Origin of the sequence: Planomonospora corallina (genome assembly GCF_042650625.1) — a bacterium.
In the GTDB taxonomy this organism is placed as follows: Bacteria; Actinomycetota; Actinomycetes; order Streptosporangiales; family Streptosporangiaceae; genus Planomonospora_B; species Planomonospora_B corallina.
The window spans coordinates 1-3531 of the sequence record NZ_JBHSBM010000076.1; the positions used below are offsets into that span (position 1 = coordinate 1).

The window sequence follows — 3531 nt, forward strand, 5'->3', positions numbered from 1 at the left end:
GGGGAGAGGTTCCCGAGCTGGCGCCGGTGCCGACGTCGTTCCGCACCTGGGCACGGCGGCTGCGCGCCCAGGCGGCGAACCACGCGGGCGACCTGGACTCCTGGGCCGAGGTGCTCCGCGGCCCGGCCCGGCGGCCCGTACCCGGCGGGGACACCGCGGCGCACCGGCGTCCCGCGCCGGGCACGGACGGGACCCCGGCCTCCGCGACCGCGGGTGGGACCCCGATCCCCGCGACCGCGGTGGGATCCGGGCCGGACGGCGGCTGGGGGACGTGGGACTCGCGGCGGGAACTCGTCGTGGAACTCCCCCGAGAGGTCACGGAAGCGCTGCTCGGCAGGCTCCCGGGAGCCTTCCACGGCCGGGCCGACGACGTGCTGCTCGCCGGGCTCGCCGCGGCGGTCACCCGGTGGCGCGGGGACCGCTCCGTCCTGGTCGACCTCGAGGGGCACGGCCGCCACGACCTGCCCGGCGGCACCGACCTGTCCCGGACCGTCGGCTGGTTCACCTGCATGCACCCGGCCAGGATCGACGCGGGCGAGGCGGGCACGACCGGCTGGACGGACCTGCTCGCGGGCGGCCCCGCGGCCGGAGCCGCCGTCAAGCGGGTCAAGGAGCAACTGCGGGCCCTGCCCGACCCCCTGGGCTACGGCCTGCTCCGCCACCTCGGCCCGGAGACCGCTCCGGTCCTCGCCGCCCTGCCCGGCGCGGAGATCGGCTTCAACTACCTCGGCCGGATCACCACCTCCGGACAGGACTGGGAACCGGACGGAGACGGCTTGATCGGCGGCTGGGACGGCGACGCCCCGCTCCGGCACGGCATCCAGATCGACGCCGTCGCCGTGGGCGAGACCCTCCGCGTGACCTGGACCTGGGCCGGGGCGCACTACACCGCCGAGCAGATCACCGCTCTGGCCGAGGCCTGCACCCAGGCCCTCACCGGCCTGTCCCGGCACGCCGGGGGCGGCCTCACCCCGTCGGACGTGCTCGCCCCGCTGACCCAGCGGGACCTCGACGAGCTCGGCCCGGACCTGCAGGACGCCTGGCCGCTCGCCCCTCTCCAGCACGGCCTGTTCTTCCACGCGCTGCTCGACACCGACGTCTACACCGCCCAGCTCACCCTCGACCTGGAGGGACCGCTCGACGCGGCCCGGCTGCGGTGGGCGGCCGACCGGCTGGTCCGCAGGCACCCCGCGCTCCGCGCCTCCTTCGAGTTCCGCGGCGACGACCCCGTCCAGCTCGTGCACCGCCGCGTGGAGGTTCCCTGGCGGGAGGTCACCGGGGCCGATCCCGAGCGGGTGGCGGCCGAGGAGCGGGAGCGCCGCTTCGACCTGTCCCGGCCGCCGCTGCTGCGTTTCGCGCTGGTCCGGCTCGGGCCGGAGCGGCACCGGCTGGTCTTCACCAACCACCACATCCTGCTGGACGGCTGGTCGACGCCGCTGCTCGCGGCCGAGCTGCTGGCGCTGTACACCGGGGAGGAGCCCGCGCCCGCACCGCCGTACAAGGACCATCTGGCGTGGCTGGCCCGGCAGGACGGGGACGCGGCGCGCCGGGCATGGGACCGGGCCCTCGACGGCGTGGACGAGCCCACCCTGGTCGCCCCCGCCCCCGCCCTCGCCGCCACCGCCCCGCCGGTCCCGCCGCACCGTGTCACCGCCGAACTCGGCGCCGGCCTGACCCGGGAGCTCGCCGCGCTGGCCCGCTCCTGCTCCGTGACCCTCAACACGGTCGTGCAGGCCGCCTTCGGCCTGCTGCTGGCCCAGCTGACCGGGCGTGACGACGTCGTCTTCGGCGGCACGGTCTCCGGCCGCCCGGCCGAGCTGCCCGGCGTCGAGCGCATGGTCGGCCTGTTCATCAACACGCTTCCCGTCCGGGTACGGCTCCGCCCCGCCGAGCCGCTCGGCGACCTGCTGCGCAGGCTCCGCGACGAGCAGGCCGAGCTGCTGCCCCACCACCACCTCGGCCTGACCGAGATCCGGCGCGGCCCGCTGTTCGACGCGCTGCTGGTGATGGAGAACTACCCCGTCGACCCGCGCACCGAGCTCGGCGACCTCCGGTTGACCGCGGCGGACGTGGCCGACGCGACCCACTACCCGGTCACCGTGCTGGTGATCCCGGGCGAGCGGATCGGTCTCCGCCTGCAGTACCGGCCCGACGTGTTCGACGAGGCGCAGGCCGCGGACCTGCTGGACCGGTTCCGGCACCTGCTCGCCGTACTGGCCGCCGAGGCGGCGGAGCCGCGGACCGGAGGTACGGAGGAGACGGGGACCGGAGGGGTGACGGAGCCGGGGACCGCGCGGGAGGCGGGACCGGGCACCCGTGAGGCGGGACCGCGGACGACCGTCTCCCGGCTGGCCGCGCTCCCCGCCGCCGAGCGGGACCTGGTCCTGCGCACCTGGAACGCCACGGCGGAAGGCGCGGCCGAGCCGGGCGGCACACTGGCCGAGCTGCTCGAGGCGCAGGCGGCCCGCACCCCGGAGGCGACGGCGCTGGTCTTCGAGGGCGCCGAGCTGAGCTACGCCGAACTGGACGCCCGTACCAACCGGCTGGCCCGGCTCCTGACCGAGCACGGCGCCGGCCCCGAGCGGGTCGTGGGCCTGCGCCTGCCCCGGTCACTGGACCTCGTCGTGGCGATGCACGCGGTGGTCAAGGCGGGCGCCGCCTATCTGCCCATCGACCCGGAACTGCCGCAGGCCCGCGTCACCGCGATGGTGGAGGACGCGCGCCCGGTCCTGGTGGTCGATCCCGAGTGGCTGGCCGCCGCCGACCTGACAGGACTGTCCGGGGAGAGCCTCGGCGTGCGGGCCGCGCCGGACAACCCCGCCTACGTGATCTACACCTCGGGCTCGACCGGCCGCCCCAAGGGCGTGGTCGTCACCCACCGCGCGATCGTCAACCGCCTGCGCTGGGCCCAGGCGGAGTACGGCCTGGGCCCCGGTGACCGGGTCCTGCAGAAGACCCCGGCGGGCTTCGACGTCTCGGTCTGGGAGTTCTTCTGGCCGCTCCAGACCGGCGCCGCCCTGGTCGTCGCCCGCCCCGGAGGGCACCGGGACCCGGCCTACCTCGCCCGGGTCGTCCGTGAGGAGCGGATCACGACCCTGCACTTCGTCCCCTCCATGCTCGCCGCCTTCCTCGACGCGGAGCCGGTCTTCTCCGGCACGGGGACGGAATCCTCCGGCACGGGTCTGGACTCCCTGCGCCGGGTCCTGTGCAGCGGTGAGGCGCTCCCGCCGGACCTCGCCGACCGGGCGGTCGCGCGGCTCGGTGTGCCGGTGCACAACCTCTACGGGCCGACCGAGGCCGCGGTGGACGTCACCTCGTGGGAGCACCGCCCGGAGCCGGGGGCGACGTCCGTCCCGATCGGCCGCCCGGTCTGGAACACCCGCCTCTACGTGCTGGACGGCTGGCTCCGGCCGGTGCCCGTCGGCGTGCCGGGGGAGCTGTACCTCGCCGGGGTCCAGCTGGCCCGCGGCTACGCCGGCCGGTCGGGGTTGACGGCGGAGCGGTTCGTGGCGTGTCCGTTCGGTGGTCCGG

At 76.3% G+C, this 3531-nt stretch carries 1 protein-coding gene; it reads left to right on the top strand.

The genetic code is table 11. From position 1 onward, the window contains the following. The coding region (locus ACFOWE_RS32885) for an amino acid adenylation domain-containing protein (protein WP_377294812.1) at nucleotides 1–3531 on the top strand (3531 nt) is incomplete at both ends.